Source organism: Arthrobacter sp. NPDC080086, assembly GCF_040702285.1.
In genome coordinates this window covers 14,950-41,401 of sequence record NZ_JBFBKP010000029.1, presented here as the reverse complement: position 1 = coordinate 41,401, position 26,452 = coordinate 14,950, and the positions used below count along the sequence as shown (strand labels likewise).

25 protein-coding genes and 2 riboswitches are annotated in these 26,452 nt (G+C 70.6%); of the genes, 18 read left to right on the top strand and 7 right to left on the bottom strand.

The genetic code is table 11. From position 1 onward, the window contains the following. Nucleotides 1-51 precede the first annotated feature (51 nt). From AB0305_RS11845 to mnhG, 6 genes are read left to right on the top strand one after another with little or no spacing between them, the layout of a single operon-like run. Nucleotides 52-3,006 (top strand): Na+/H+ antiporter subunit A, encoded by a 2,955-nt coding sequence (locus tag AB0305_RS11845; RefSeq protein ID WP_364134529.1) that lies wholly within the window; start codon nucleotides 52-54, stop codon nucleotides 3,004-3,006. Continuing rightward, the gene (locus AB0305_RS11840) at nucleotides 3,003-3,548 is read left to right on the top strand and encodes a Na(+)/H(+) antiporter subunit C (RefSeq protein ID WP_364134526.1); all 546 of its coding nucleotides are present in this window, start codon (nucleotides 3,003-3,005) and stop codon (nucleotides 3,546-3,548) included. Before AB0305_RS11845 ends, AB0305_RS11840 begins: the two co-directional genes overlap by 4 nt. Continuing rightward, complete coding sequence (locus AB0305_RS11835; RefSeq protein WP_364134523.1) at nucleotides 3,545-5,173, top strand: Na+/H+ antiporter subunit D; 1,629 nt, start codon at nucleotides 3,545-3,547, stop codon at nucleotides 5,171-5,173. The genes AB0305_RS11840 and AB0305_RS11835 overlap by 4 nt, the downstream gene beginning before the upstream one ends. Further along, the gene (locus AB0305_RS11830; protein WP_290256422.1) at nucleotides 5,170-5,715 is read left to right on the top strand and encodes a Na+/H+ antiporter subunit E; all 546 of its coding nucleotides are present in this window, start codon (nucleotides 5,170-5,172) and stop codon (nucleotides 5,713-5,715) included. The genes AB0305_RS11835 and AB0305_RS11830 overlap by 4 nt, the downstream gene beginning before the upstream one ends. Continuing rightward, nucleotides 5,712-5,990, top strand: a complete 279-nt coding sequence (locus tag AB0305_RS11825; protein ID WP_290256421.1) for a monovalent cation/H+ antiporter complex subunit F — start codon at nucleotides 5,712-5,714, stop codon at nucleotides 5,988-5,990. The genes AB0305_RS11830 and AB0305_RS11825 overlap by 4 nt, the downstream gene beginning before the upstream one ends. Then, the gene (mnhG, locus tag AB0305_RS11820; RefSeq protein WP_364134518.1) at nucleotides 5,980-6,387 is read left to right on the top strand and encodes a monovalent cation/H(+) antiporter subunit G; all 408 of its coding nucleotides are present in this window, start codon (nucleotides 5,980-5,982) and stop codon (nucleotides 6,385-6,387) included. Before AB0305_RS11825 ends, mnhG begins: the two co-directional genes overlap by 11 nt. 42 nt (nucleotides 6,388-6,429) lie before the next feature. On the opposite strand, the gene AB0305_RS11815 is transcribed toward mnhG, so the two are convergent. Then, nucleotides 6,430-6,693, bottom strand: coding sequence for a DUF4235 domain-containing protein (locus AB0305_RS11815; protein WP_290256419.1), 264 nt, complete (start codon nucleotides 6,691-6,693; stop codon nucleotides 6,430-6,432). A 105-nt stretch (nucleotides 6,694-6,798) separates the two neighbouring features. Here AB0305_RS11815 and AB0305_RS11810 point away from each other — a divergent pair, with 105 nt between their 5' ends. The 6 genes from AB0305_RS11810 (at nucleotide 6,799) to AB0305_RS11785 (ending at nucleotide 13,556) form a co-directional block, all read left to right on the top strand. Then, nucleotides 6,799-7,521, top strand: a complete 723-nt coding sequence (locus AB0305_RS11810; RefSeq protein ID WP_364134515.1) for a hypothetical protein — start codon at nucleotides 6,799-6,801, stop codon at nucleotides 7,519-7,521. 26 nt (nucleotides 7,522-7,547) lie between these two features. Continuing rightward, nucleotides 7,548-7,689: riboswitch (TPP riboswitch) on the top strand. 67 nt (nucleotides 7,690-7,756) lie between these two features. Then, nucleotides 7,757-8,389 (top strand): ECF transporter S component, encoded by a 633-nt coding sequence (locus AB0305_RS11805; protein ID WP_290256417.1) that lies wholly within the window; start codon nucleotides 7,757-7,759, stop codon nucleotides 8,387-8,389. A gap of 11 nt (nucleotides 8,390-8,400) precedes the next feature. Continuing rightward, entirely contained in the window at nucleotides 8,401-9,960 is a 1,560-nt protein-coding gene (locus AB0305_RS11800; RefSeq protein WP_364134512.1) for an ABC transporter ATP-binding protein, read from the top strand. Continuing rightward, nucleotides 9,957-10,760: an energy-coupling factor transporter transmembrane component T gene (locus tag AB0305_RS11795; protein WP_364134509.1), complete on the top strand. Its 804-nt coding sequence runs from the start codon at nucleotides 9,957-9,959 to the stop codon at nucleotides 10,758-10,760. Before AB0305_RS11800 ends, AB0305_RS11795 begins: the two co-directional genes overlap by 4 nt. A 100-nt stretch (nucleotides 10,761-10,860) precedes the next feature. Continuing rightward, nucleotides 10,861-12,384: a UDP-N-acetylglucosamine 1-carboxyvinyltransferase gene (locus tag AB0305_RS11790; protein WP_364134506.1), complete on the top strand. Its 1,524-nt coding sequence runs from the start codon at nucleotides 10,861-10,863 to the stop codon at nucleotides 12,382-12,384. Between the two features lie 23 nt (nucleotides 12,385-12,407). After that, nucleotides 12,408-13,556, top strand: coding sequence for a glutamate--cysteine ligase (locus AB0305_RS11785; RefSeq protein WP_364134503.1), 1,149 nt, complete (start codon nucleotides 12,408-12,410; stop codon nucleotides 13,554-13,556). A gap of 28 nt (nucleotides 13,557-13,584) precedes the next feature. Here AB0305_RS11785 and AB0305_RS11780 read toward each other — a convergent pair whose 3' ends face one another. Genes AB0305_RS11780 through AB0305_RS11770 form a run of 3 tightly spaced genes read right to left on the bottom strand, consistent with a single transcriptional unit; the run spans nucleotide 13,585 to nucleotide 15,439 of the window. Next, nucleotides 13,585-14,796 carry an O-succinylhomoserine sulfhydrylase gene (locus AB0305_RS11780; RefSeq protein ID WP_364134500.1) on the bottom strand — a complete coding sequence of 404 codons (1,212 nt, stop codon included), beginning with the start codon at nucleotides 14,794-14,796 and terminating at the stop codon, nucleotides 13,585-13,587. After that, the gene (locus AB0305_RS11775) at nucleotides 14,793-15,200 is read right to left on the bottom strand and encodes a rhodanese-like domain-containing protein (RefSeq protein ID WP_364134497.1); all 408 of its coding nucleotides are present in this window, start codon (nucleotides 15,198-15,200) and stop codon (nucleotides 14,793-14,795) included. Before AB0305_RS11775 ends, AB0305_RS11780 begins: the two co-directional genes overlap by 4 nt. Continuing rightward, on the bottom strand, nucleotides 15,197-15,439 hold the full coding sequence (locus AB0305_RS11770; protein ID WP_364134697.1) for a DUF1737 domain-containing protein: 243 nt from the start codon (nucleotides 15,437-15,439) through the stop codon (nucleotides 15,197-15,199). The genes AB0305_RS11775 and AB0305_RS11770 overlap by 4 nt, the downstream gene beginning before the upstream one ends. A 103-nt stretch (nucleotides 15,440-15,542) precedes the next feature. Further along, a riboswitch (SAM riboswitch) is annotated at nucleotides 15,543-15,655 on the bottom strand. Between the two features lie 466 nt (nucleotides 15,656-16,121). On the opposite strand from AB0305_RS11770, the gene AB0305_RS11765 reads away from it, so the two are divergent. The 5 genes from AB0305_RS11765 to AB0305_RS11745 all read left to right on the top strand — a co-directional run bounded on the left by AB0305_RS11765 (nucleotide 16,122) and on the right by AB0305_RS11745 (nucleotide 21,269). Next, on the top strand, nucleotides 16,122-17,027 hold the full coding sequence (locus tag AB0305_RS11765; protein ID WP_290256410.1) for a PIG-L deacetylase family protein: 906 nt from the start codon (nucleotides 16,122-16,124) through the stop codon (nucleotides 17,025-17,027). Beyond that, entirely contained in the window at nucleotides 17,024-17,968 is a 945-nt protein-coding gene (locus AB0305_RS11760; protein ID WP_364134494.1) for an ATP-grasp domain-containing protein, read from the top strand. Before AB0305_RS11765 ends, AB0305_RS11760 begins: the two co-directional genes overlap by 4 nt. Beyond that, nucleotides 17,955-19,250: a glycosyltransferase family 2 protein gene (locus AB0305_RS11755; protein ID WP_364134491.1), complete on the top strand. Its 1,296-nt coding sequence runs from the start codon at nucleotides 17,955-17,957 to the stop codon at nucleotides 19,248-19,250. Before AB0305_RS11760 ends, AB0305_RS11755 begins: the two co-directional genes overlap by 14 nt. Beyond that, nucleotides 19,247-20,326 carry a hypothetical protein gene (locus AB0305_RS11750; protein ID WP_364134488.1) on the top strand — a complete coding sequence of 360 codons (1,080 nt, stop codon included), beginning with the start codon at nucleotides 19,247-19,249 and terminating at the stop codon, nucleotides 20,324-20,326. The genes AB0305_RS11755 and AB0305_RS11750 overlap by 4 nt, the downstream gene beginning before the upstream one ends. Before the next feature lie 157 nt (nucleotides 20,327-20,483). Continuing rightward, a complete protein-coding gene (locus AB0305_RS11745; RefSeq protein WP_364134485.1) occupies nucleotides 20,484-21,269 on the top strand; it encodes a hypothetical protein in 786 nt (261 codons plus the stop codon). Between the two features lie 24 nt (nucleotides 21,270-21,293). On the opposite strand, the gene AB0305_RS11740 is transcribed toward AB0305_RS11745, so the two are convergent. Then, entirely contained in the window at nucleotides 21,294-22,244 is a 951-nt protein-coding gene (locus AB0305_RS11740; protein ID WP_364134482.1) for an aminodeoxychorismate lyase, read from the bottom strand. 91 nt (nucleotides 22,245-22,335) lie between these two features. Between AB0305_RS11740 and cls the strand changes: the two genes are divergently transcribed. After that, nucleotides 22,336-23,811: a cardiolipin synthase gene (cls, locus tag AB0305_RS11735; RefSeq protein WP_290256404.1), complete on the top strand. Its 1,476-nt coding sequence runs from the start codon at nucleotides 22,336-22,338 to the stop codon at nucleotides 23,809-23,811. A gap of 7 nt (nucleotides 23,812-23,818) precedes the next feature. On the opposite strand, the gene pabB is transcribed toward cls, so the two are convergent. Beyond that, nucleotides 23,819-25,858, bottom strand: a complete 2,040-nt coding sequence (gene pabB, locus AB0305_RS11730) for an aminodeoxychorismate synthase component I (RefSeq protein WP_364134479.1) — start codon at nucleotides 25,856-25,858, stop codon at nucleotides 23,819-23,821. Beyond that, the gene (locus AB0305_RS11725) at nucleotides 25,855-26,436 is read right to left on the bottom strand and encodes a low molecular weight protein-tyrosine-phosphatase (RefSeq protein WP_364134476.1); all 582 of its coding nucleotides are present in this window, start codon (nucleotides 26,434-26,436) and stop codon (nucleotides 25,855-25,857) included. Before AB0305_RS11725 ends, pabB begins: the two co-directional genes overlap by 4 nt. Nucleotides 26,437-26,452 lie beyond the last annotated feature (16 nt).

The window sequence follows — 26,452 nt, the reverse complement described above, 5'->3', positions numbered from 1 at the left end:
CGCCTGCTCCAACTTTTTGATAACCGAATTCCTGACGTTGCGGAGATACCAGTGATCACAGTCCTAGCCGTGCACTTCGCTGTGGCTCTTGTGGCGCCGTTTCTCTTCCGCCGGGTTGGCAGGAATGCGTTCTACGCACTGGCGGCGGTCCCCGCGGGCTCGTTCCTCTGGCTGATCCTGCAGCACGACGCCGTGTACGCGGCCCCGGACGCCCCCGCCCTGCTGGTCCCCTGGATTCCCGACCTCGGCCTGGAGCTGGCCTTCCGGATGGATGCCCTGGCCTGGGTGATGTCCCTCTTGATCCTGGGCGTCGGGGCGCTGGTCCTGGTCTACTGCGCCCGGTACTTCAAGAACAAGGACAGCAACCTGGGCGGCTTCGGGGCGCAGCTGTTGGCCTTCGCCGGGGCGATGTTCGGGCTGGTCACCGCGGACGACCTGCTCCTCATGTTCATCTTCTGGGAGCTCACCACCGTCCTGTCCTACCTGCTGATCGGCTACGCCCGGACCCGCCTGGCCGCCCGCCGCTCCGCGCTGCAGGCCCTGATCGTCACCACCGCCGGCGGCCTGGCCATGCTGGTGGGCCTGATCATGCTCGGATCCTTCGCCGGCACCTACCGGATCTCGGCCCTGCTGCAGCAGGCGCCGGAGCTGGTGGCCGGCCCCGCCGCGCCGGCGGTGGCCACCGCCGTCGTGCTGGTGCTGGTAGGGGCCATCACCAAGTCGGCGCTGGTGCCCTTCCACTTCTGGCTGCCGGGCGCCATGGCGGCCCCCACCCCGGTCAGCGCGTACCTGCACGCCGCGGCGATGGTGAAGGCCGGCATCTACCTCGTGGCGCGGCTGGCGCCCGGGTTCGCCGGGACGGACACCTGGCTGCCGGTGGTGCTGGGCCTGGGCCTGGCCACCATGCTGGTGGGCGGCTACCGGGCGCTGCGCCAGACGGACATCAAACTCATCCTCGCCTACGGCACCGTCAGCCAGCTCGGCTTCCTGAGCATGGTGGTGGGCCTCGGGCAGCCCGACGCCGCCCTGGCCGGGATCGCCCTGCTGCTGGCCCACGGGCTGTTCAAGGCCACCCTGTTCCTTGTGGTCGGCATCATCGACCATCAGGCCGGCACCCGCGACATCCGCAAGCTCTCCGGTGTGTTCCGGTCCTCCCGGGCGCTCGGCGTCGTGGCCGTGATCGGCGCCGCCTCGATGGCCGGGGTGCCCCCGCTGGCCGGGTTTGTGGCCAAGGAGTCCGTTTTCGAGGCCTTCGTGCACCACGCCGGGTCCGGGCCCTGGGGAGTGGTGGTCCTGGCCGGCGTCGTCGTCGGGTCGATCCTGACCTTCGCCTACAGCGCGCGCTTCCTCTGGGGCGCGTTCGCGGTCAAGGACGGCGTCCCGGTCACCCGGTTCAAGGCCATCAAGCCCGCCTTCCTGGCCGCGCCCGCAGTGCTGGCCGTCCTCACGGTGGCCTACGGGCTGTGGCCCGCGCCGGTGGACGGCTGGATCCAGCCCTACGCCGCGCTGTTCGCCGGTGAGGACGCCCACGACGCCGGGCACCTCGCCCTCTGGCACGGAATCACGCCGGCGCTGGGCCTGACCGCCGTGACCTTCGCCCTCGGACTGGCGATGTACTACGGCCGCGGCGCCGTCGCCCAGGCCCAGGAGCTGGTTCCGGGCTGGATCAACGGCGACCGCGCCTACCAGCAGACCATCGGCGCGCTCGACGACGCCGCCGTGTGGGTCACCGGCCGCACCCAGCGCGGTTCGCTCTACTTCTACCTGGCCGTCATCCTCAGCGTGGCCTTCCTGCTCCCGCTGACCGCCATCCTGCTCGCGGGCAAGCCCCTCCCGGCGGACCTCTACGTCATCGACCCGGGGTCCCCGCTGCAACTGGTGGCCGGAGCCGGCATCGTGGTCGGCGCCCTCGCCGCGGTCCGCGCCAACAAGCGGTTCCTGGCCGTCCTGATGGTCTCCGTCACCGGCTACGGCATCGCGCTGATGTTCGCACTGCAGGGCGCCCCGGACCTCGCGCTGACCCAGATGCTGGTGGAAACCATCATCCTGGTGGCGTTCGTGCTGGCCATGCGCAGCCTCCCGGCCGAACTCCGGGACCGCACCGGCGGCCGGTACCGCGTGGTCAGGATCATCATCGGCGCCGGCTTCGGCCTGACCATGATCTTCGTGGCGATCTACGCCCTCGGTGCCCGGGTCGCCACGCCGGTCTCGCTGGACTTCCCGCGGCTGGCCTACGACGGCGGCGGCGGGCTCAACGTCGTCAACGTCACCCTGGTGGACATCCGGGCCTGGGACACCTTCGGCGAGATCTCCGTGCTGGCCCTTGCCGCCACCGGCGTCGCCAGCCTCATCTTCGTCCGCGGCCGTGGCGACCGGATCCGGTCCTCCGGCTCGGTCGTCGAGGGCACGGTGGGCCGCCTGGCCGCCCCCGCGCACAGCCGCGACGGCGCCGCGCTGGCCCTGAGCCGCCGGTTCGCGGCGTCCACCAAGGACGCCTGGCTGGTGGCCGGCCGGACCCTCGCCCCCGAGCGGCGTTCCATCATCTTCGAGGTGGTGACCCGCCTGGTGTTCCACTCGATGATCGTCTTCTCGATCTACCTGCTGCTGGCCGGGCACAACCTGCCCGGCGGCGGCTTCGCCGGCGGCCTGATGGCCGGGCTGGCGCTGACCATCCGCTACCTGGCCGGCGGCCGGTTCGAGCTGCGCGAGGCCGCGCCGCTGAGCGCCGGCGCGCTGCTGGGTATCGGCCTGGCGACGGCGGCCGTGTCCGGGGTGGCGCCGCTGCTCCTGGGCGGCGAGGTCTTCCAAAGCGCCATCGTCCAACTCTGGCTCCCGGTCTTCGGTGACATCAAGTTCGTCACCTCCACCATCTTCGACATCGGCGTCTACATCGTCGTCGTCGGCCTGGCCCTGGACGTGCTCCGCAGCCTCGGCGCCGAAATCGACGAACACTTCGAAGAGCAGTCGGACGCGGCCGCCGGAACCACCCCCGGGGGGAATGCATGAGCGTCAACCTGACCCTGCTGACCGTGATGGGGGTGCTGTACGCCTGCGGCATCTACCTGCTCCTGGAGCGCAGCCTCACCCGGGTGCTGCTGGGCCTGATGCTGCTGGCGAACGCCACCAACCTGCTCATCCTCACCACGGGCGGCTACGCCGGCCTGGCCCCGCTGTTCGCCAAGGACACCGATCCCGGCGCCTACAGCGACCCGCTGCCGCAGGCGTTGATCCTGACCTCGATCGTGATTTCCTTCGCCGTGACCGCGTTCATGCTCGGCATCATCTACCGCACCTGGGTGCTGGCCCGGCAGGACGAGATCCAGGACGACGCCGAGGACCTCCGCGTCGCCGAGACGCCCAGCTTCGACGCCGAGGACGACGCCGTCATCCCCGAGGAAACCTCCGAATTCCCGTTGCCCGCCGTCGAGCCCGACGCCGGCGGGACCATCCTGGCCGGCGCCCGCCAGATGCCGGCCAGCGAAGCCGCGGCAGAGGAACGGCCCGGCTCCCGCACCACCGCCCCGAACCAGGAAGGAGGGTCCGAGTGAACATCGCCAGCTTTGCCCCGCTCGCCGTCGTCCTCCCCATCTTGGGCGCCGCCCTGACCTTCCTGCTGATCCGGCACTCCCGGGCGCAGCGGACGGTCAGCATCGCGCTGCTCTCCGTGACCCTGCTGCTCGAGTGCTGGCTGCTGGCCTCCGTCTGGGAGGGCGGCACGGCGGCGGTGAGCATCGGCGGCTGGCTGCCGCCGTGGGGGATCGTGCTGGTGGTGGACCAGTTCTCCTCGCTGATGCTGGTGGTCTCCTCCGCCGTGAGCCTGGCCGTGCTGGTCTATGCGACCGGGCAGGGCATGGCCGACGGCGACAGCGACGCCCCGGTCTCGATCTTCCACCCCACCTACCTGATCCTGGTGGCCGGGGTGTCCAACGCCTTCCTCTCCGGAGACTTGTTCAACCTCTACGTGGGCTTTGAGATCCTGCTGACGGCCAGCTACGTGCTGATGACCCTCGGCGGCACCGGGCCCCGGATCCGCGCCGGCGTGACCTACGTGGTGGTTTCTGTGGTCTCCTCGGTGCTGTTCCTGATCGCCATCGCGATGATCTACGGCGCCACCGGCACCATCAACATGGCGGACCTGGCCATGAAGCTGGGGGACCTGGACCAGGGAACCCGGAACCTGCTGCACGTGCTGCTGCTCGTGGCGTTCGGGATCAAGGCCGCCGTCTTCCCGCTCTCCTTCTGGCTGCCCGACTCCTACCCGACCGCCCCCGCCCCGGTTACGGCGGTGTTCGCCGGCCTGCTCACCAAGGTGGGCGTCTACGCGATCGTCCGCACCGAGACGCTGCTCTTCCCCGGCGACACCTTCAACTCCCCGCTGATGGTGGTGGCGCTGCTGACCATGGTGGTGGGGATCCTGGGCGCGCTCGCGCAAAGCGACATCAAACGTCTGCTCTCCTTCACCCTGGTCAGCCACATCGGCTATATGGTGTTCGGGCTGGCGATGTCCTCGGTGGCCGGCCTGGGCGCCGCGGTGTTCTACGTGGCGCACCACATCACCATCCAGACCAGCCTCTTCCTGGTCACCGGGCTGATTGAACGCCGCGCCGGCAGCTCCTCCGTGGACCGGGTGGCGGGCCTGGCCAAGCTCTCCCCGCTGCTGGCCGTGCTGTTCTTCATCCCGGCCATGAACCTCGCCGGGATCCCTCCGCTCTCCGGCTTCCTGGGCAAACTGGGCCTGCTCCAGGCCGGCGTCCTGCTCGGCACCCCGCTGGCGTACGCGCTGGTGGCCGGCGGCGTCCTGACCAGCCTCCTGACCCTGCTGGCCATCGCCCGTGTCTGGAACCGTGCCTTCTGGCGCAAGCCCGAGGACGCCGAGCACCCGGACCCGGTGCTGCTCGCCGCCCCGGGCGGTGAGTCCCAGGGAACCGGCGGGGCCGGGACATCCTCCGCACGCCACACGGTGAGCCTGCTGCCGCGCACCATGGTCGGTTCCACTCTGGCGCTGGTCATCCTCGGCGTGGCCCTGACCGTGTTCGCCGGGCCGCTGTTCCGCCTCTCCGGCCAGTCCGCGGCCGAGATGCTGGACCGGTCCTCCTACATCCACGCGGTCCTCGGCGACGAGGTCACGGTCCCGGCCCCGCCGCAGCCCGTGGCCCAGGGAGGCGGCAAATGACCCGCAAACGCATCTCGCTGCGCCAGGAACTGCCGCTGCTGGTCTGGCTGGTGATTGTCTGGGGCGCCCTCTGGCAGGACTTCAGCGCCGGCAACCTGCTCTTCGGGGCGCTGATCGCTGTGTTCGTGGCCCGGTTGTTCTACCTGCCGCCGGTGGAATTGGGCGGACGGTTCAACGTGCTGCGCGCCGTCCCCTTTGGCCTGGTGTTCCTCGGCAAGGTGGTCGCGGCGAGCTTCCAGCTGCTCTACCTCGCCGTGGTGCGCGGGCCCCGGGTGGTCAGCGCCATCGTCGCGGTCCCGCTCCGCAGCCACTCGGATCTCCTGGTCACCGCCACCGGCCACGTCATCTCGCTGATTCCGGGCTCCCTGGTCGTGGAGGTGGACAGGGGTACGTCCACGCTCTATATCCACGGCATCAACGTCCGCGACGCCGAGGACGCCGCCAGGCTCCGCAAGGACGTCCGGGACACTGAGGCCGGCCTGATCCGGATCATGGGCTCCCCGGAGGAAGTTTCCGCCCTCAAACAGGAGGCAGCCGCATGATGCCGATCGTCCTGGCCGTGACCGCCGTGATTCTGTCCCTCGCGGCGGGCGGCGCCATCATCCGGATCGCCCGAGGGCCTTCGCTGCTGGACCGCGTGCTCGCCACCGACGTGCTGCTGGCCATCCTGGGCGCCGCGCTGTGCATCGACATGGCCGTCAACCGGCACCTGAACAACCTGATGCTGCTGGTGGCGATCTCGATCATCGGCTTCGTCGGGTCCGTGACCGTGGCCCGCTTCGTAGCCGACCGCAGGAGGCACCCCCATGAATCCTGAGACCTTCTCCGGGGATACGGTGATCGACGCCGTGTCCGCCGTGTTCATGGTGGTGGGTGCACTGATGTCCCTCGGCGCCGCGATCGGCCTGCTCCGCTTCCCGGACCTGATGAGCCGGATGCACGCCGCCACCAAGCCGCAGGTCCTGGGCCTGTTCCTGCTGCTGTGCGCCGTGGGCCTGCAGATGCGCACCTGGTGGGTGTGGCCGGTGCTGGTGGTCGCGTGGATCTTCCAGCTGCTGACCGTCCCGGTCTCCGCGCACATGGTGGGCCGCGCCGGCTACCGCACCAAGCACCTCCACCCGGAGTTGCTGAGCGCGGATGAGCTCGAAGCGGTGGTGCAGCAGGCCGCCGGGGAACGCGGCTTCAACGAGGACGGGGAGCCCCGCCGGGACTGATGCCCGGGGGACTCCCCGTCGGAGTCCGGTGGTGCGGTGCGCCTAGACGATGTCCTGGGTCTTGGCGAAGCGAGTGATGGCCCGCTGCGTGCCGCGGTTGGCGAGGACCTGGATGACGGCGCTCACCGAGGCCGAGATCAGCGCGAAGGTCAGGGCCTGGCGCAGCGTGGTGGGGACGTCGTCGTCGTGGCCCTTCGGCGGCTTGTTGCCGGTGGTCTTCTCCCAGACGGTGTCCACGAGCTTGGTGCCGACGAGACCGGCGACCAGGCTGATGCCGGTGCCGAGCAGTTTGATGACAATGTTCATTTCGTGCTCCTTGCGGGTGGAAACAGGACTGCCCCTAGCCTACTGGCACACCGGTCCGGGGCGGACGCCCCTGTCCGCCGCGCGCCGCCCGGCCTACCGTCGGGCATGGACAGAGACCGGGGCGCACCCTGGGCGCCGTTCCAGCTGGCGGCCGGCTGCTGCTCGATCGCGTTCGTGGTGCTGCTGGTGCTGGCCCTTGTGCTGGACTTCATCGCGCCGCCGCCGGTCGACGGGGCCGTGCCGACGCTTGAGTTCATCGCCCGCAACAAGCCCGTCTACGTCGCCGAGCAGCTGCTTTGGACGGTCCCGAACATCCTGGCGGTGCCCGTCTTCGCTGCGCTGTTCCTGGCGTGCGCTCCGGCGGCAGAGGGACTGGCACGGGGCCTGGCGCTGGGCGGCGCCCTGGTGGGCGGGCTGTCCTGGGCGCTGATCCTCGCCATCCCGGTTACCAGCCGCGGCTCTCTGGTGCTGGTCTACCTCAGCGACCGGTACGCCGGGGCGGCCGACGACGCCGCGCGGCAGCGGATCAGCGCCGCCGCCGAGGCGGTGATCGCCGAGAACAACACACCCGCCGTCGCCGGGGTGCTTTCCGCGGCGGGCATTCTCCTCATGTCCGTGGCCATGGTGCGGGCAGGGCTCTCCCGGGCGGTGGGCTGGCTGGGCATCGGCGCCGGTGCCCTGGGGCTGCTCGCGGAGGCGCTGCGGTACCTCGTCCCGGCGCTCTACGGCGGCTACGGCCTCCTGATGTGGGCGTGGTTCGTGGCGGCCGGGATCGTGCTGATCCGGCTCGGCAGGGAGGGGAGGCGGGCCCCGGCGGCGCGGGTGTAAACTGGGCCAGCCCACACGGGCGACATTCATAACGACAGGGGAGCGCCGCCGTCGGACCCTTCCGGAGGAATCCGGGAACCGTAGGTGGGCGCTGAGAGTGCGGACAGCCGCAGACCCTCGAACCTGATCCGGTTAGTACCGGCGCAAGGGAGTCGAGTTCTCAGGGTGTCCGGAACACGCGGCAGCGGCCGCCGTGGCCGGAATACCCTCCCCTCCTGTACCTCAGGAGGACGACATGACCGATATTTCCACCCCCCGCACCACAGCGGCCGGCAAAAAGAGCTGGCGCGTGGTCGACATTGTCCTGGCGGCGCTGATCGCGATTGCCGGCGGCGTCATCTTCTGGGCCTGGGACCAGGGCTCCAACGTGGTGTCCGTCCCGCTCACCGCCGTCTACCCGCCCCTGACCGGCCTCTACGCCGGCGGCTGGATGATCCCCGCGGTCCTCGGCATGCTGGTGGTCCGCAAGCCCGGCGCCGCGCTGTTCTGCGAGGCCGTCGCCGCCACCGGCGAGCTGATCATGGGCTCCCAGTACGGCACCACCGTGCTGATCTCGGGCATCCTGCAGGGCCTCGGCGCGGAGCTGGTCTTCGCCGCCTTCCGCTACAGCAAGTTCAACCTCCCGGTCTCCCTGCTCGCCGGCGCCGGCGCGGGCCTCTTCTGCGGCCTGAACGACTGCTTCCTGCCCTGGGGCTGGAACATCGCCTTCGAGGCCGGGGACAAGGCCGCCTACATCGTCTTCTGCGCCATCTCCGGTGCCGTGATCGCCGGCGGCCTGGCTTGGATCGCCACCCGCGGCCTGGCCCGGACCGGGGTGCTGGCCTCCTTCGCCTCCCGCAAGGCGGCCACCGAACCCGTCTTCTCCTGACACCCGCGCGCATGAACGCCGACGACGTCCGCCCCGCCGCGGTCACCGCCCGCGGCTGGGGCTGGCGGCACGCCGGACGGTCCCGGCCCGCCATCAGCGGACTGGACCTGGACATCAGCCCGGGCGAACGCGTCCTGCTGCTGGGACCTTCCGGCGCCGGTAAGTCGACCCTGCTGCACGCCCTGGCCGGGGTGCTCGGCGAGGGCGGCGGCGCGGACGCGGACGCCGACGACGCCGACGAGACCGGCAGCCTGCTCATCGACGGGGCCCCACCCCGGGACCGCCGCGGACGCGCCGGGCTGGTGCAGCAGGACCCGGAGACCCAGGTGGTGCTTTCCCGGGTGGGTGACGACGTCGCGTTCGGGGCGGAGAACCTCGCCGTCCCGCCCGCGGAGATCTGGGCCCGGGTAGGGGAGGCGCTCGACGACGTCGGGCTCGGATCCCTGCCCCTGGGCCACCCGACGTCTGCCCTCTCCGGCGGGCAGAAGCAGCGGCTGGCCCTGGCCGGCATCCTCGCGATGCGGCCCGGGCTCCTGCTGCTGGACGAACCCACCGCGAACCTCGACCCCGCCGGTGTGCTGGAGGTCCGCGACGCCGTGGGCCGCTGCCTGGACCGGACCGGCGCCACCCTGGTGGTGGTGGAACACCGGGTTTCCGTGTGGAAGGACCTGGTGGACCGGATCGTGGTGCTGCAGCCCGGCAGCGCGGGCGAATCCGCCGTACTGCTGGACGGGCCGCCGGACCGGGTGCTGGCCGAGGCGCGGGAGATGCTGATCGCCGCCGGGGTCTGGGTCCCGGGCCACGTGCCGGCCACCCGCGCCCGGAGCGCCGGCGACACCGGGCAGGGTCCGGAACCCGGCTTCGAAGCGGGCCGGCTGTTGCTGGCCGCAGAGTCCCTGGCCGTGTCCCGCGACCGTCCCCGCCGGGGCGGCCTGCGGACCCGCTTCCGCGCCGTGCCGCCCGTGCCGGTGCAGGAGGGTATCGCCGCGCAGGTCCGTGCGGGGCGCGCGCTCACCATCACCGGGCCCAACGGCGCCGGGAAATCGACCTTCGCCCTGACCCTCGCCGGGCTGCTGGCCCCGGTGGCCGGGACCGTGTCCGCTACCACCGACCTCAGCGCCGGCGCGGGCATCGACCCCTATGCCTGGAAGGCGCAGCAGCTGATCCCGCGGATCGGCACGGTCTTCCAGGAACCCGAACACCAGTTCGTGACCGGCCGGGTGCTGGACGAACTGACCTTCGGGCCGCGGCAGCTGGGCCGCGGCGCGGACCGGGTGGACGAACTGCTGGAGCGGCTGCGGCTGCGGGACCTGGTGGACGCCAACCCCTACACCCTCTCCGGCGGCGAGAAGCGGCGCCTGTCCGTGGCTACCGTGCTGGCCGCCCACCCGCAGGTCCTGGTCCTCGACGAACCCACGTTTGGCCAGGACGCCAACACCTGGGCCGAGCTGGCCTCCTTCCTCTCCGAACTCCTGGACGCCGGCACCGCCGTCGTCTCCGTCACCCACGACGCCGAATTCAGTGACGTCCTCGGCGGCGACGAGCTCAAGCTGCAGGGGGTGGCGGCATGAGGGAAGCCCTGACCCTGGAGGGAAACCGCGCCCTGCTGGCCCGCGCCAACCCGCTGGCCAAGTTCTCCGGCGTCGTGCTGGTCACCGTGGCGCTGGCCCTGTCCATCGACTGGGTCTCCGCGTCCGTGGCGCTGGCCTTCGAGGTGCTGCTCTTCCCGCTGGCCGGGCTCACCCCCGCCCTGCTCTGGCGCCGCGGCTGGCCGCTGATCCTGGCCGCTGCCCTGGGCGGCTGGAGCACCGCCATCCTCGCCCCGGACCGTGGCCGGATCCTGCTGGACGTGGGGCTCTGGTCCATCAGCGAGGGCTCACTCCAGCTGGGCCTCGGCTTCCTGCTGCGCGGCCTCGCGATCGCGCTGCCGGCCGTGCTGCTGATGAGCTGCACCGACCCCACGGACCTGGCCGACGCCCTCGCGCAGCAGGCGAAGCTGCCGCACCGGTTCGTGCTGGGCACCCTCGCGGCGATGCGGCTGGTGGGACTCATGGCGGAGGAATGGCAGACCATCGGGATGGCCCGGCGGGCCCGCGGCGTGGGCTCGCACGGCAGCCCGGCGCAACGGCTCAGGGCCATGCTGGGGCAAAGCTTCGGGCTGCTGGTCCAGGCGGTCCGGCGGGCGTCGCGGCTGGCGGTGACCATGGAGGCGCGCGGCTTCGGCGGTGCCCGGCGGACCTGGGCCCGGCAGGCTCGTTTCACCGGGTTGGATGTGTGGGTGGTCTTGGGCGGCGTGGTGATCGCCGGGTCGGCAGTAGCCGCCGCCGTCGCCGCAGGGACCTGGAACATGGTGTTCCTCGGCCAGCAGTGACCAGCGCGATTTATCGCACCATCCGACTAGGGGTGTGACGTTACGCGCTTTGAAGCGCATCCGGAGGCGGTCGGTAACTCATGTGTGATATTTCTTGGGTATGACGCTTCCCACTGCAGAACACCTCGGCACGGTCCTCAAGGACGCACGCGGCGAAAAGGGCTGGACCCAGGGCAAACTTGCCGCAGAGCTTGGCACCAGCCAGAGCGCCGTCGCCCGGATGGAACAGGGCAAGCAGAACCTGAGCCTGAAGATGATCCAGCGCCTGGAGTCCATCTTCGGCCGCACCATCGTCAAGGTGGGCCGGCCCCAGATGACCCACCTGCGCGTGGAGGGCGGCCACACCCTCTCCGGCGCCGTGGACGTCAACAGCAGCAAGAATGCCGGCGTCGCCCTGCTCTGCGCCAGCCTGATCAACCGCGGCACCACGGTACTGCGCCGGCTGGCCCGGATCGAGGAGGTCAACCGGATCGTCGAGGTGCTGACCAGCATCGGCGTCGAGTGCACCTGGCTGAACGCCACCGACCTGCAGATCCGCCGCCCCGCCGTCCTGGACCTCGACGGCATGGACGTCGACGCAGCCCGCCGCACCCGCAGCGTCATCATGCTGCTGGGCCCGCTGCTGGACGAGTCCGCCGAGTACCGGCTCCCCTACGCCGGCGGCTGCGACCTGGGCACCCGGACCGTGGAGCCGCACATGCAGGCGCTGCGCCAGTTCGGCCTCCGCGTGGAGGCCACCTCCGGCTTCTACACCGTCCAGGCGCCGCCCGCCGACGGCGAGAACCGCTCCTTCGTCCTCAGCGAGCGGGGCGACACGGTCACCGAGAACGCCATCATGGCTGCCGCCCACCGTCGCGGCACCACGGTCATCCGCAACGCCAGCCCCAACTACATGGTCCAGGACCTCTGCTTCTACCTGCAGCGCCTGGGCGTGGAGATCGACGGCGTCGGGACCACCACGCTGAAGATTGTCGGCCGGCCCGCGGTGGACGTGGACATCGAGTACTTCCCCTCCGAGGACCCGATCGAGGCGATGAGCCTGATCACGGCCGGCATCGTGACCAACTCCGAGGTCACCATCCGCCGCGTGCCGATCGAGTTCATGGAGATCGAGCTGGCCACCCTGGAGCAGATGGGCCAGCGGCTGGAGGTCTCCGCCGAATACGTGGCGCGCAACGGCCGGACCCGGCTGGTGGATGTCACTACCCGGCCCTCCGAGCTGAAGGCGCCCGAGGACAAGATCCACCCCATGCCGTTCCCGGGCCTGAACATCGACAACCTGCCGTTCTTCGCCGTGATCGCCGCCAACGCGCAGGGCCAGACCATGATCCACGACTGGGTCTACGAGAACCGCGCCATCTACCTGACCGAACTGAACCGGCTCGGCGCGCAGGTGCAGCTGCTGGACCCGCACCGGATCTACGTCAACGGCCCCACCAAGTGGCGCGCCGCCGAGGTGGGGTGCCCGCCGGCCCTCCGCCCTGCCGCCTGCCTGCTGCTGGCCATGCTGGCCGCCCGGGGCGTGTCCGAGCTGCGCAACATCTACGTGATCGAGCGCGGGTACGAGGATCTGGCCGAGCGGCTGAACACCATCGGCGCGAAGATCGAGTACTTCCAGGACTAAAGACCCCCGGCGCACAATGGGGTATGCGCACCTTCGGCGTCGAAGAGGAACTGCTGATCGTGGACCCCGTCAGCGGGGTGCCGCTGGCGCTCGCGGACGCCATGCTGCGCGGGCTCGTCCGGGGCCCGGAGACCGGCGAGGGCCATTCCGGCTTCAGTTTCGAGCTCAAGCTCGAACAGATCGAAACCCAGACGCTGCCGTGCCGGGAGCATGACGCCCTGCTGCGGCAGATTCGTCGGGCCCGCCGGACCGCCGACGACGCCGCCCGGGTGCACGGCGCCCGGGTCGCGGCACTGGCCACCTCGCCGCTGGCCGCACCCACCCACACCACCCCCAAACTGCGCTACGCCACGATGCAGCGGCGGTTCGGCCTCACCGTCCAGGAGCAGCTCACCTGCGGGCTGCACGTCCACGCCGCCATCGACTCGCCCGAGGAGGGGGTGGCGGTGCTGGACCGGATCCGGGACAAGCTGGCTGTGCTGATCGCCCTCAGCGCCAACTCCCCGTACTGGAACGGGATGGAAACGGGGTTCGAGAGCTACCGCACCCAAGCCTGGAACCGCTGGCCCGCTGCCGGTCCGACGATGGTCTTCGGCAGCCATGCGGCCTACCGCAGGGTGGTGTCGCGGCTGCTGGACAGCGGCGTGCTCTTCGATGAGGGCATGGTGTACTTCGACGCGCGGCTGGCCCGGAACCATCCCACCGTGGAGATCCGGGTGGCGGACGTGTGCCTGCGCGCGGAGGACGCGGCGCTGCTGGCGGTGCTGGTGCGGGCGCTGGTGGAGACCGCCTCGCGCGAGTGGTACGACGGCGTGGACCCGGCGCCGGTGCCGACCGTGCTCTTGAGGATGGCGGCCTGGCAGGCGAGCAACTGCGGGCTGTCCTCCGAGCTGCTGGACTTCGGGACCTTCCGGCCCCGCCCCGCGGCCGAGGTGGTGAACGCCCTGGTGGACTACCTCGCCCCGGTCCTGGCGGATCAGGGCGAGCTCGGCGTGGTGCGCGCCGGGGTGGCCAGGATCCTGGCGGAGGGCACCGGTGCGGAGCTGCAGCGCCGCGCCGGGCTCGGCGCCGTCGTCGGCGAGGCGGTGCGGACCACGGTCGGCGGGGACGTGCCCGACGCCGGCACCGCTACCGGTCCGCTGCCGGCACTGGCACCCGTCCGCCGGTTCTAGGCCGTACGTTCCACGCCGCCGCCGGGGATTACTGGATCCGCGCCAGCGCCTGGCCAAGGTCCCGGATCAGGTCCTCCGCGTCCTCCAGTCCGACGGAGAGACGCACCACGCCGTCGCTCAACCCGATAGCGGCCCGCCCCTCCGGACCCATGGCCCGGTGCGTGGTGGTGGCCGGGTGCGTGATCAGCGATTTCGAGTCGCCCAGGTTGTTGGAGATGTCGATGATCCGCAGCCCGTCCAGCAGCCCGAAGGCGGCATCCTTGGCGGACCGGCCGGCCGGGGACGCCAGTTCGAAGGTCAGCACGGTCCCGCCGGACTTCATTTGCTTGGCGGCCAGCTCGTGCTGCGGGTGGGAGGCCAGGAGCGGGTACTTCACCCAAGTCACGGCCTGCTGCGCCTCGAGCCACTCTGCCAGCCGCAGCGCCGAGGCGGAGGCGTGGTTGACCCGCAACGACATGGTTTCCAGGCCCTTGGTCAGCACCCAGGCGTTGAAGGCGGACAGCGCGGGTCCGGTGTGGCGCATCAGTTGCCGGACCGGGCCCTCGATGAACTCCTTGCTGCCCAGGATCGCGCCGCCCAGCACCCGGCCCTGGCCGTCGATGTGCTTTGTGCCGGAGTAGACCACCACGTCCGCGCCGAAGTCCGTGCAGCGCTGCAGCAGCGGGGTGGCGAAGACGTTGTCCACCACCACGGTGGCGCCGGCGGCGTGCGCCAGCCCGCTCACGGCGGCGATGTCCACGATCTCCTGCATCGGGTTCGACGGCGACTCGAAGAACACGGCGGTGGCCGGCGTCGAGAGCGCGTCACGCCACTGGTCGAGGTCCGGGCCGTCGACGAAGACGGTCTCCACGCCCCAGCGCGGCAGGATCTCGTTCAGGATCACGAAGCAGGATCCGAACAGGGACCGGGCGGCGACCACCCTGTCACCGGCCCCAAGCAGCGCGCCGAGAGCGGTGAACACCGCGGACATGCCCGACGCCGTCGCGAAGCACGCCTCGGTGCCCTCGAGCAGGCGGAGCCGCTCCTGGAAGGTGGCCACCGAGGGGTTGCCGTAGCGGGAGTAGACGAACCGCTCGTCCTCGCCGGTGAAGGCCCGCTCCGCGGCGGCGGCGGATTCGTAGACGAAGCCGGAGTTGAGGAAGATCGGCTCGGTGGTTTCCTGGAAGCCGGTCCGGTCCAGGCCGCCACGGACGGCCTGGGTGTCCGGGTTCCAGTCCGCGGCCTCGGGATTGAAACTCATGCGGTGCGGGTCCCGTCGGTCGGCAGGCCCACGTTTTTCCAGCCGTTGACGCGGCGGACGCCGGCCTCATCCGGCTGGCCCTCAAAGCCGTCCAGCACGTTGTAGACGGTGAATCCCGCCGCCGTCGCAGCCCCTGCCGCCGCGACGGAGCGGGCCCCGGACCGGCAGAGGAAGAGCAGTTCGGCGTCGGCCGGGACGCGCTGCCGGAGCTCGTCCAGGAAGTCCTCGTTCGGCACGCCGCCGGCCCGGGTCCACTCGATGAATACCGGCTCCGCGGCCGCCCCGCCGGTCACCGGGACGCCGATCTGGGCCCACTCGGCCCGGGTGCGGACGTCCACCAGCACCGCGCCGGACTGCAGCCGTTCCCAGGTTGCCTGCGGGGTCAGGTCCCCGGCGTAGCTCATGCCCCCGCCTGCCCTTCGGATTCCAGCCCTTCGGATTCCAGACCGTCGACGGCGCGGGCCACCGCGGCGTCCGCCTCCGCGACGGCGGCCGGCAGCACCAGTGCCTGCGCCACGATCACCGATGTGCCATTGAAGGTTGCGGCCGGGCTGCCGTGCAGCACATACCCCTCGGCAAGGGCGGCCGAGATCCGCTCGCAGAAGCTGCGGTCGTCTGGGCCGGTCAGCAGCCGGTAGGCCAGCCGCTCCGCGGGCGCTGCGGCCTGCGCGGGAGGGTTGGCCGGGGTGCCGGTTCCGGGGGCGGGGACTGGGGGCGGGGTCGCGTCGGACACGACAAACTCCTTACGTTCACGCTTGCAGCTCGAATGGTCGATTGCCGAGTAGTCACCTGAGGCACCCCGCCGCAAAAGGAGGGTTGCCGACCGGCCAGTCAGGGCTTGGCACCGGTTCTCATTACTCTGCAAAAAACCTAACACCCCGGGGCCCGCGCCCGCGCGTCGGCCCCGTCATGTTCGGTCACGGGAGGCCGTCCGCCGTAGGCCGACCGAGTATCGCGCCCGTCGTGATCGAGTACAAAAAGCCAGTTCCGTCCGCGGTGGCCGAATGCTTTTCGGGTATTGCCTACTCGGGTTTTCCGATAGGGGCGTCACGTTTACTGAAGTGGCAGTCCAAGGTCTCCGCTGGGTCTCCACATACCGCATACGCCTTTTCAGCACCCGCTGCGCGGCCGCTTCCGGCCGTATGCGCAGTGCCGCTGGCGCATGGGTTTTGACGTCTCCGCCGGGATACCGCGGACCGGTTCTTTGACAAGCAATCCTTCCCTCCAGAACCCGGCAGCCTCTGCCGGGCGGGTTGCAGATCCATCATTTTGTCCGGCGCAGCACTGGGGGCGGCCGGCACCTCGAAGAAGAACTGGAAAGATTCATGGTCTCGATTTACGTCTTGATAATCGTCTTGCTGATTGCGCTGCTGGTCGCAGCGGCGGTGGGGAAATCCTGGTTCCACCGCCGGCTGCGCCGTCCCGAACTTCTGCGCCGGATTTCCCTCGCCACCGGCGCGGTGCTGCTGCTGGCCAACGTCGCCGCCTTTGCCCTGGACGCCTCCGAGTTCTGGCAGACCGCCGACCTGACCGCCACCCTGGGCGGACTCACCGCCCTCGCCATCGCGCTGACCGCCCTGCGCACCGGTGGAAGCCCGGCCCGGCAGCCCCGCCGGGTGCTGGCCATCGGCGCCCACCCGGACGACCTGGAGCTGGCCTGCGGCGGAACGCTCGCCAAGTTCGTCGACTCCGGCCACGAGGTGCAGGGGCTGGTGATGAGCGACGGCAAGCGCGGCGGCAACGCCCTGGAGCGGTCGCTGGACGCCCAGCGCGGCGCCACGTTCATGGGCCTGACCGGCATGATCCATCACAACTTCACGGACACCGAGCTGCACCGCCACAGCCAGGAAATGGTGGGCGCCATCGAGCACGCGATCGTGCGCTTCAACCCGGACATCATCCTCACCCACTCCAACCACGACCAGCACCAGGACCACCAGGCGGTGCACCAGGCCACCCTGCGGGCCGCGCGGCAGCACCACTCGATCCTTTGTTACGAGAGCCCCTCGGCCACGCGGGAATTCAACCCCAGCGTCTTCGTGGACATTGACGACTACGTCGACGCCAAGGTCCAGGCGGTGAAGATGCACAGCGACCAGCTGGCCAAGCCGTACATGACGCCCGAACGGGTCCGCGGCATCGCCTCCTTCCGCGGCGGCCAGGCCCGCCGCCGGGTGGCCGAGGCCTATGAACCCGTCCGCCTGCTGAGCACCGAAATGGAGAAGCTGTGAAGCCGCGCGTGCTGGTCACCGGCGTCGGCGGCCCCGCCGGCCGTGCCCTCGCCGCGCAACTGACCGAACGTGGCATCCCGGTCCTCGGCACGGACATCCGCGACCTGGCCGAAGTCTCCGGGGTGCCGGTGGTCCGGGTACCCGCGGCCACGGATCCCGAGCTGGTGTCCGCGCTGCGCCGGCTGGTCGGCGCCGAGGGCATCAACCTCGTGATCCCCACGGTCAGTGAGGAACTGCCCCGCCTGGCCGCCTTCCGGGCCGGCTTTGGCCCGGACGTCCGCGTCATCATCGGGCCGACCGGCGCCGTCGCGCTCGCCGATGACAAGCTCTACACCGCCTGGCAGCTGCATTCTGCCGGCGTTCCGGTTCCCGCCTTCGGGGTTCCCCGGGACTTCCGCTGCGCGGAGGAGGCCATCGAGCTCCTGGGCGGACCCGTCGTCATCAAGCCCCGGGTGTCCCGGGGCGGCCGCGGCGTGACGGTGGTCCGGAGCGGCTCCGACGTCGACTGGGCCGGACTTCCCGGCGGCCTGATCGTCCAGGAATTCATCCCAGGCACCGAGTACGGGCCAATGGTCTTCGGAACCCCGGCGCACAACACCACACCGCCGTTCGCCGTCGTCGTGGAGAAAACCGCGCTCGCGCAGGGCGAGGTCGGCAACGCCCTTAGTACCCGCCGGGTGGAGGCGGGGGAGGCGAACGACGTCGGCAACCTGGCGATGAACGCCGTCCGTGCCCTGTCCCTCACCGGGCCGGTGGACCTCGACGTCCGGCGCCGGGCCGACGGCACCCCGGTGGTGCTCGAAATCAATGCCCGATTCGGGGCGAACAGCCAGCGCGCGCCGGAACTGCTCGACGCCGTCCTCGCCTCGTTCTCCCTCCCGGCCTTCAACCCGGCGTCATTCCGGCAGACGAGGGGAGCGTTCGCCCATGCCCTGGTATGAGAATCTCCTGGCCGGGCTGATGCCCGGCGCCCAGCTGCTGCTGGTGGTGCTCGGCATTCCGGTGCTGGTCTTCGGCCTCCTGAAGCTGCTGGTCCTGCCCCTGGCCCTCTGGTTCCAGGTGCAGGTGACCCGCCGCCGCCGCACCGGCCAGGGGACCCTGCTGAACGAGTGGCCGACCGTCTCGATCATCGTCCCGGCCTATAACGAGGCCACCGTGATCGAGAACTGCGTCCGCTCCATCCAGCTCACCACCTATGACCGGTACGAGGTGGTCCTGGTGGACGACGGGTCCACGGACAACACCCTGGAACTGATGCACGAGCTCGCCGCCGGGGACCCGAGGATCACGGTCCTGACCCAGGAGAACGCCGGTAAGGGCGCCGCGCTGAACCGCGGCCTGAACTACTCGACCGGCGAGGTCCTGATGTTCGTCGACGCCGACGGCATCTTCTCCCGCAGCACGGTCAAGCGGATGCTCCAGGGCTTCACGGACCGCCGGGTGGGCGCCGTCTGCGGCGACGACCGGCCGGTCAACCTCAACCGCGTCCAGACCCGGATGCTCGCGTTCATCAGCCACGTGGGTACCGGCCTGGTCCGGCGGGCACTGACGGTGATCGGCTGCCTGCCGATCGTCTCCGGCAACATCGGCGCGTTCCCGCGCTCGGTCCTGGCCGACGTCGGACCGTTCCGTGAGGACACCGTGGGGGAGGATCTGGAGCTGACCTGGCGGGTGCACCGGGCCGGGTACAACGTGGTGTTCGCGCCGAAGGCCCTGGTCTACGCCGAATCGCCGTCCACGGTGCACGCCCTCTGGCGGCAGCGGGTCCGGTGGGCCCGCGGGCTGCTGCAGACCATGCGGGTGCACAAGGACATGATCGGAAACCTGCGGCGCGGCCGGTTCGGCGCCTACCTGCTGTTCAACACCGTGACCATGGTGGCACTCCCGGTCCTGCAGCTGTTCCTCCTGCTGGACCTGCTGCTGCTGGTGGCCGGCGGCCGGAGCCCGTTGGGCGCCGACGCGTGGGCGGTCCTGGGCTGGCTGGGGCTGGTGGTCACGGCGGTCCTGACCCTGTTCGGGCTCTCCCTCAACCGGGCGTGGCCGGACCTGCGGCACGCCTGGACCCTGCCGCTGGTCCCCTTCTACTCCGTGTTCACCGGCCTGACCATGGCGGCGGCGCTGCTGCAGGAGACCCGCGGCAAGCAGGCGCACTGGAACAAGCTGAAGCGCACCGGAGTGGTCAGCGTCCCGACGGCGGCGGCCGTCACCGAGGTCAGGGTGTGAGGCTGCTGGCCGCAACGCTGGCCATGGCACTGCTGGCCCTGACGGGCTGCTCGACGCCGGTGCCTCCCCGGGCGGAGGCACCGGCGCCGGAGCGCACCGTGGGCGTCGGCTACGAAACCGTGGTCGAGGACCCAGGCGGCCTCCCGGCCCTGGCCAAGCGGCTCGACGAGGTCAACGCCAACAGCGTCACCATCAGCGTGGGCCGGCTGGACTGGACGGCGTTCCGGTGGGACAAGCACCCCGAGATTGAAGCCGCCGGCGGCCGCGACCACGTGGCGGAGGCCATCAAGGCCCTCGGCACCGCGGGCAACGGCAGCAAACGCCGGGTCACGCTCACCATCGACCTGCTGATCCCGGGCTGGATCGCTAAGAACCAGGGCCTGGCCGGAATCAACCTTGACGGCACCCGGTCCAAGGACTTCGCCAGCGTCACCGCCCTGACCACCGGACCCGTGGGCCAGCGGCTGGTGGAGTTCGTCGACGAGGTGACCCGCCGCTACCACCCCGACGCCGTGGCGCTGACCGAGCTGATGTTCGACGACAACACCTACGGCGGGGACGACCGCGACTCCTATATGCGCGCCACCGGCGCGAAGGACTGGCCGCGGACGGCCGACGGCGGGATCGACACCGGGGACGCCAGCATCGGCGCCTGGCGGTCCCAGGCCCTCGCCTCCGTGGTGGCCAAAGCCGCTGCCGCCGCGCACGCCAACGGCGCCAGCCTGGACATGGACGTCCGGGCGCCCTGGCAGGACCCGGCGGGGGACCGGCCGGAAAGCGGGCACGACTACGCCCTGCTGGCCAAGGCGGCGGACCGGCTGGTGCTCTGGAACTACTTCGCGCTCAACGGCAAGGGCCCCGACTACTCCAAGCAACTGGCCGCGGCCATGGCGGCGAGGCCCGGACGGTTCGTCATCTCCACCGGGATGTGGGCCCGCTCCGGGACCGTGTCCGCCGCAGACCTGGAAACCGCGCTCGCCGACTCGGTGGCCGGCGGCGCTAACGCCGTCGCGGTCACCCCCTCGAGCATGCTGGACGACGCCGCGTGGGCGGCCCTGCGCAAGGCGTGGGCATGACACCGGCCGCGGGCTGTCCCGGCGGCCGGCAATGTCGTAGGCTCGCGCACAACACGCACCTCTCCACGCTCATCCACAACGTTGGCATCCGCACCGCAACCATCCGCACTGCACTTATTGGCACCGCACGTATCCGCACAATCCTTTGGGGGACAACATGACCACGCACCGCCTCGTACCTTCCGCACTGATCATCGCCGCGGGCCTGGCCCTGGCCGGGTGCTCCGGCGGCGGTTCCTCCGCCGCCCAATCCACCGCCGCCCAATCCACCGGCTCCCCGGAAACGACGGCGGCCGGATCCCAGGCGACGTCCGCGGCTTCGTCGTCGGCGCCCAGCCCCAGTGCCACCGCCAGCCCCAAGGCCTACACCACCGCCGAACTCGGCACCATCCTGGCCGGCCTGAAGGACGGGGAGGGCCACCCCCTGACGGCGGTCCCGGCAGACCAGCTGGAGACGGGCATCGCGGCGGCCAAGCAGATGATCTCCGCGGCCGTCATCACCCCGCAGGAATGCGCCGCCCTGGTGGACACCAGCGGCCAGATCCCGGCCGGCAGCACTTACACCGGCGGCGTGGCGAAGTCCTCCTCCGGCCAGGCGATGACCACCGTGACCTTGGTGTCCGTCTCGGACCCGTCCGTGCTGTCCAAGGGAGCCGCCGCCGCAAAGGACAACGCCGGCAAGTGCGCCAACTACACCATCGAACTGCAGGGCAAGAAGATCACCGGCAAGACGGAGGTCCTCCCCGTCGAGACCGGCGGGGACGCCTCGTTCGGGTCCCTGACCACGCAGGGGCTGCCGGACGGGCAGGCTACCCAGACCGCCGTCGTCACCGGCATCAAGGGTTCCCTGTCCGTCTCCGCCGTGGCCATCGGCCAGGGCGTGGGTGCGGAGCCGGCCGCCACCCTGGCGAAGATCGTCAGCGACGCCCTGGCCCAGGGCTAAGCGGGAACGCGGACGCCCCGGCTGCTACTGGACGGTGGCGAACAGTTCGTTCAGTTCGGCGGTCAGTTGGCGGCGGACGTCGGCGGTGCCGACTTCCTTGCCGTCGATGTGGTTGACCGGCGCCAGCAGCCGGATGCTGGAGATCAGCCACACGGCGTCGGCGTCGTAGAGGTCCTCCGGCACCAGCGGGCCGTAGCCCAGCTCCCAGCCGGCGGCCTTCGCGGCGGCGAACAGGGCGCCCTGCGAGGTGCCAGGGAGGATGCCGCTGTCCAGTTGCGGGGTGATCAGGCGGCGCACCGTTCGGGTTCCGCCGTCGCCGTCGTCGGCGGTTTCCAGGTGCGCCAGCAGCACGGTCGACGTCGGGCCCTCCAGCACCCGGCCGTCGGAGGACGTGAAGATGACGTCGTCGGCGCCCTGGTGGTGGGCGTAGCGCAGGGCGGCCATGTTCACCGCATAGGAGAGGGTCTTCGCGCCGAGCAGCAGCCACGGCGCGCGTTCTGCCACCTCGCTGTCGTAGCCGCGGTCCAGCAGGATCACGTCGATGCCGCTCTCGCGCTGCTCGCGGCCGGCCGCGGGCGGGGTGGAAGCCTGCACCCAGCAGGTCGGGACGGGGGAGCCCTCGACACCGCGGGTCGCGATCAGCTTTACCACCACCTCGTCGTCGCCGTCCTCATGGGCACCCGCACGGAACTCCCGGAGCGCCGTCGCGATGGCCTTCCGCCAAGCGTCCTCCGCCGGAATATCCAGCTCCAGCGTCCGCGCCGAACCGGCCAGCCGGGCCAGGTGCCGCGGCAGTTTGCGGGGCTGGCCGCCCACGGCCAGGAGGGATTCGAAGATGCCGTCGCCGCGGGTGGCACCCTGGTCCGTGGCCATCAACTGGGGCTTGGAGGAGTCGGCGACGCGGCCGTCCTCGAAAGCGGAATCGAGGAAGACCAGCACCGTGGCGTTGGCGGGAGCGGAGGCGGACGTAGTCATGGCTTCAGCTTAGTGCGGCGCGCCGGGATAGGATTTGGAAATTGCCCGTTCCGGAACTGTTCCGCGGGTCTGGAACTAGAGGGGTTCGCCTGTGCTCTGGCCTTTACCGTTCGTGGGGTCACTCCCGTCCTGGGCGATCCTGATCCTCACGCTGATCGACCTCGCCATCCGCGTGCTGGCGCTGGGCATCATCCCCGGCAACCGCCGCCCCACCACCGCCATGGCGTGGCTGCTGGGCATCTTCTTCGTCCCCTCCGTCGGTCTGGTGCTGTTCCTGCTGTTCGGCAACTTCCGGCTCTCCCGCCGCCGCCGTGCCCAGCAGGAGGCCGTGAACACCCGGATCCGCGCCGGCACCTCCGAACTTGCCGCCGTCGAAAGCCGCTACGACGGCCCCGAATGGGTGGCCTCCGCGGCGGAGCTGAACAAGACGCTGGGCTCGCTGCCGATGGTGGACAACAACAGCGTGGAACTGCTGCCCGGCTACCCGGATTCGATCAAGGCGATGGCCGCCGCGGCCCGCGAGGCCAAGAGCTTCATCAACGCCGAGTTCTACATCCTCAGCTCGGACCACGTCACCGATGACCTGCTGACGGCGCTGGAGGAGGCCGCCGAGCGCGGCGTCGAGGTCCGGCTGCTGTTCGACCACCTCGGGACCTTGCGGATCAAGGGCTACAGCAAGCTGATCGCCCGGCTCAAGGCCAGCAAGATCCGCTGGCGGCCGATGCTGCCCCTGCAGCCGGTCCACGGCCAGTGGCGCCGCCCTGACCTGCGCAACCACCGGAAGATCATGGTGATCGACGGCGAGGTGGCCTTCACCGGCTCGCAGAACCTGATCGAGCCGTCCTATAACAACCCGAAGCACCGCAAGGTGGGCCGGGAATGGGTCGAGCTGATGGCCTGCATGCGCGGCCAGATCGTCACCACCCTGAACGTCGTCTTCGCCACCGACTGGCTCAGCGAGACGGACGAGTCGCTTGAGCACCAGCTGGGCCACCGGCCCGAGTCGGTGCCGGGCCACGTCACCGCGCAGGTGGTTCCCAGCGGTCCCGGGTTCATCACGGAGAACAACCTCCGCCTCTTCAACACGCTGATCTACTCCGCGCAGCACAAGCTCTCCATCTGCAGCCCCTACTTCGTTCCGGACGATTCGCTGCTGTATGCGGTGACGACGGCGGCCCAGCGCGGCGTCGACGTCGAGCTCTTCGTCTCCGAGAAGGGTGACCAGTTCCTGGTCCACCACGCCCAGCAGTCCTATTACCAGGCGCTGCTCGAGGCCGGGGTGCGGATCTACCTCTACAAGGCCCCGTTCGTGCTCCACGCCAAACACTTCACCGTGGACAACGAGGTGGCCGTGCTGGGGTCCAGCAACATGGACATGCGCTCCTTCTCTCTGAACCTCGAAGTCTCCGTGATGATGCTCGGCGAGGACATCGTCAGCCGGATCCGCGAGGTCGAGGAGACCTACCGCGGCATCTCCCGCGAACTAACGCTGGAAGAGTGGATGAAGCGCCCGCGCCGGATCAAGTACATCGACAACGTCGCCCGCCTCACCGCAACCCTGCAGTAGAGGGCTTTCAGCCGGGCGGGAACACCGAACCGAGGGCCGAGAGCACGCCGAAGGCCTTGGTGCGGACCTCCTCGTATTCCTCGGAGGGGTCCGAGTCGGCGGTGATCGCGCCGCCGACGCCGAGGCTCAGGGTGGTGCCCGCCGCGCCGTCGTCGTGCATCACCAGGGTGCGGATGGCGACGGCGAGGTCCGTGCCGCCGTCGAGCGAGAAGTAGCCGACGGCGCCGGAGTAGACGCCGCGCGGGGCCGACTCAAGGTGGTCCAGGATGGCCATGGTGCTGACCTTAGGTGCGCCCGTCATGGAGCCTGCCGGGAAGCACGCCGCCACCGCCTCGGCCCGGGACGCGCCGGGCCGGAGCCGGGCATCGATGGTGCTCACCATCTGGTGCACGGTGGCGTAGCTCTCCACAGCGCAGAGCCGGCTGACGGAGACGGATCCGGGGACGGCGAAGTGGCTGAGGTCGTTGCGCAGCAGGTCCACGATCATGATGTTCTCGGCCCGGTCCTTTGGCGCGGCGGCCAGCTCGTCCCGCAGCGCCCGGTCCGCTGCCGGGTCCGCTGACCGGCGGCGTGTGCCCTTGATCGGTTCCGCCCGCATGGCGCCGTCGGCGGTGATCCGCAGGAACCTCTCCGGGGAGGTGCTGGCGACCGTGACGTTGTCCAGGCGCAGGAAGCTGGCGAACGGGGCGGGATTCCGGCGCCGCAGCGCCTGGTAGGTCTCCCAGGGGTCGACGCCGCCGGCCGGAACCTCCGCGGTGAGGGCGGTGGTGAGGCAGACCTCGTAGCTGTTGCCCTCGGCGATCTGGTGCCCCGCCGCGGCGATCTTGGCCTGGTAGCCGGCCGCGGTGTCCCGGGCGGCGAACACCAGTGCTGCGGCGTCACCCCCGTTGTCCGCGCTTTCTAGCACGGGCGTGCGGTCACCGGTTGATGCCGTGCTCACGGCCGCGCGGGCCCCAGCCAGCCAGGCGGCGGCGTCGGGGTCCTCCAGGGCCAGAAGCCAGACGGCACCCTCCGCGTGATCGAGGACCACGGCCCGGCCGGCGAAAATCAATGCGGCGTCCGGGGTGTCGGCGGCCACGTCACTGCCGCCGGTTTCGCGTTTGAGTTCGTAGCCGAGGTAGCCCAGCCAGCCCAGGGTGAAGCCGCACCCGTAGTCGTCGGGGGAGCGGAGGGGCCGGGCCTCCCACGCGGCGTCGAGCCAGCGGAAGAAGCCGCCTTCGATGGTGGCCGCGGCGCCGCCAGCGCGGATGCTGGTGCGGCCGGAGCGGTGCAGGACCGACTGGCCGTGGCGGCCGCCGTCGTCGGCCAGGATGCTGAAGCGGCCCCGGCCCGCCGGGTCGCTGGTGAGGGAGGAATCGAGCCAGACGGCCCGCTGCGAGCCGCCGTAGAGAGCGTCGAAGAGGCGTGCGGGATCCGGTGCTGCGTCGATCCGCTCGGCGTGCAGGGGCACCGCGTGGCGGGCCTGCCGTTCCGGGTGCAGCAGCGTGGCCAGCGCGGGAAGGTGCAGGAGCGCCTGCAGCACCTGGCCGGGGGCGTCGCCGTCGGCGTGGTTGAGGACCCTGACGTCGGCCCGGGCAGGGACATCGTCGCCGGCCAGCCAGGCCTCTTCCTGCTCTGCCCACTGCTCCCAGTAGGGAGCATACGTGTCGCCGTCGCGCTCCAAGGCGCGGTCCTTGCGGGCGCCGTCGGGGGCGTCGGTCCAGATCACGGCGTCGAGGTATGGCGCGGCCTCAGCGGCTGCCGCACCGACACCCTCGACCAGGACGACGTCGGCCGGGCGGGTGAGGCGTGCCTCGCCGTCGTAGTGCCGCTCCCAGTCCCAGCTGGTCCAGTGCGCGGTGGCGCCGCGCCGGAGCGGGGCCAAGACGGTGGCGGCGTAGCGGTCGATCCCGGCGGCAAGTCCGTTCCAGCCCGGGTAGATGTCCTCAAGGTGGAAGAGCGAGACCGTGCGGTGCTCCCGCAGCCGGGCCGCGAGTTCAATGGCGAGGGTGGTTTTGCCTGCCCCGGAGCGTCCGTCGATGGCGATGATGACGGGTGCGGGGCTCATGAAATAGAGCGTACCCGCTGCTCCGTGTCGGCTTCTTCCGGGTCCGGGAGGGGCCGGAGGTCGGCGGCGGAGTGGGCCAGCGCGGCCCGTACGTGGTCGAGGAGGCCGGGCAGGGATGCGTGGATCAGGTCCCAGGTGATGTCGAAGTCGGTGTGGCCGCCGTACCAGGGGTCTTCGATGCCCTGGTCCAGAGGGTCCCTGCCGGCGACGGCGGGATCGAAGCTGCGGAGCATGCGGATTTTGGCCAGGGAAGCGGCGTCGGGGGCCGCCTGCCGAAGCCAGCCGTAGTGGTCAACGTCCATGGCAAGGATGAGATCCCGGGACTGGAACCAGTCGTTGCGCCATTCGCGCGCGATGTGGCCCGTCGAGGGAATCTGGTGGGCGGCGAGCTTACGGGCGGCCCGCGGGTCGATGGGGCGTCCCACCTCGTAGGCGGTGATGCCGGCAGAGTCGACGTCCACGCCGGTCAGCTGCGCCGCGGCCAGGGCCTCGGCCAGCATCAGCTCGGCCATGGGCGACCGGCAAATATTGCCGGTGCACACCGTGATAATCCGGTACTGGCTCCGCGTTGAGGTCATGACTAAGCATGAGGGA

Coding starts and splice junctions, on each gene's coding strand:
- AB0305_RS11815 (WP_290256419.1), bottom strand. CDS start 6,693: ATGAACATTGTCATCAAACTGCTCGGCACCGGCATCAGCCTGGTCGCC.
- AB0305_RS11745 (WP_364134485.1), top strand. CDS start 20,484: ATGACCACGCACCGCCTCGTACCTTCCGCACTGATCATCGCCGCGGGC.
- AB0305_RS11785 (WP_364134503.1), top strand. CDS start 12,408: ATGCGCACCTTCGGCGTCGAAGAGGAACTGCTGATCGTGGACCCCGTC.
- AB0305_RS11805 (WP_290256417.1), top strand. CDS start 7,757: ATGACCGATATTTCCACCCCCCGCACCACAGCGGCCGGCAAAAAGAGC.
- AB0305_RS11725 (WP_364134476.1), bottom strand. CDS start 26,436: ATGACCTCAACGCGGAGCCAGTACCGGATTATCACGGTGTGCACCGGC.
- AB0305_RS11780 (WP_364134500.1), bottom strand. CDS start 14,796: ATGAGTTTCAATCCCGAGGCCGCGGACTGGAACCCGGACACCCAGGCC.
- AB0305_RS11800 (WP_364134512.1), top strand. CDS start 8,401: ATGAACGCCGACGACGTCCGCCCCGCCGCGGTCACCGCCCGCGGCTGG.
- AB0305_RS11840 (WP_364134526.1), top strand. CDS start 3,003: ATGAGCGTCAACCTGACCCTGCTGACCGTGATGGGGGTGCTGTACGCC.
- AB0305_RS11810 (WP_364134515.1), top strand. CDS start 6,799: ATGGACAGAGACCGGGGCGCACCCTGGGCGCCGTTCCAGCTGGCGGCC.
- AB0305_RS11825 (WP_290256421.1), top strand. CDS start 5,712: ATGATGCCGATCGTCCTGGCCGTGACCGCCGTGATTCTGTCCCTCGCG.
- AB0305_RS11740 (WP_364134482.1), bottom strand. CDS start 22,244: ATGACTACGTCCGCCTCCGCTCCCGCCAACGCCACGGTGCTGGTCTTC.
- AB0305_RS11790 (WP_364134506.1), top strand. CDS start 10,861: ATGACGCTTCCCACTGCAGAACACCTCGGCACGGTCCTCAAGGACGCA.
- AB0305_RS11765 (WP_290256410.1), top strand. CDS start 16,122: ATGGTCTCGATTTACGTCTTGATAATCGTCTTGCTGATTGCGCTGCTG.
- pabB (WP_364134479.1), bottom strand. CDS start 25,858: ATGAGCCCCGCACCCGTCATCATCGCCATCGACGGACGCTCCGGGGCA.
- AB0305_RS11775 (WP_364134497.1), bottom strand. CDS start 15,200: ATGAGCTACGCCGGGGACCTGACCCCGCAGGCAACCTGGGAACGGCTG.
- AB0305_RS11830 (WP_290256422.1), top strand. CDS start 5,170: ATGACCCGCAAACGCATCTCGCTGCGCCAGGAACTGCCGCTGCTGGTC.
- mnhG (WP_364134518.1), top strand. CDS start 5,980: ATGAATCCTGAGACCTTCTCCGGGGATACGGTGATCGACGCCGTGTCC.
- AB0305_RS11755 (WP_364134491.1), top strand. CDS start 17,955: ATGCCCTGGTATGAGAATCTCCTGGCCGGGCTGATGCCCGGCGCCCAG.
- AB0305_RS11795 (WP_364134509.1), top strand. CDS start 9,957: ATGAGGGAAGCCCTGACCCTGGAGGGAAACCGCGCCCTGCTGGCCCGC.